This window comes from Halobaculum sp. EA56 (assembly GCF_051195075.1).
In the GTDB taxonomy this organism is placed as follows: Archaea; Halobacteriota; Halobacteria; order Halobacteriales; family Haloferacaceae; genus Halobaculum.
The window spans coordinates 1-590 of sequence record NZ_JBNTJX010000132.1 but is presented as its reverse complement, the minus strand read 5'-3'; the positions used below and the strand labels follow the sequence as shown (position 1 = coordinate 590).

Here is a 590-nt window from a genome sequence, read left to right as displayed (position 1 = left end):
GCCGACCGAACCGCCGACGAGGGTCGCGACGTTATTATGGAGGAGGTCGTCGACGGCACCCGGCGCGCGATCATCGTCGAGTGTAAGCACACCGGGACGGTCGGCCGGCCGGTCGTCCAGAAGCTACACTCGGCCATCGCGACGTTCGACTTCGACGGTCCAAAGCGCGGGATGGTCGCCACCACTGGTCGATTTACGAACCCTGCCGAGGAGTACGCAGATCGGCTCCAGCGGAACGATGATCCCTTTCCCATCGAGCTGATCGACGGCGAGGACCTCCGGGAGATCGCCGACGAGATCGGTCTCGATCTCTACAACGGCCGCATCGAGATCCTCTGTGACGAGACGCTCCGGCCGTACGACCCGGCGGCGGATGTCGACGCACCTGTCCAGGAGGCGTTCCGCGACATCGAGAACATCGAGGCTGCGGATCTGCCGGTGCCGCACTCGCAAGTGACGTTCCGACCGGTGGTTGCGATCACCGCCGACACGAACGCTGTCTTTGAGACCTCCGTCGGTGTCATCCACCGGATCAACGACCGCACACAGTTCGTTGTCCACGCTGAGCGCGGCCATCCGAAGGTGGCCGA

Annotated in this window: 1 protein-coding gene; it reads left to right on the top strand. The window is 64.4% G+C overall.

What is annotated here, in order from left to right; genetic code table 11:
• A partial coding sequence (locus tag ACQUQ1_RS22580) for a restriction endonuclease (RefSeq protein WP_435066407.1) occupies positions 1 to 590 on the top strand: 590 nt, incomplete at both ends.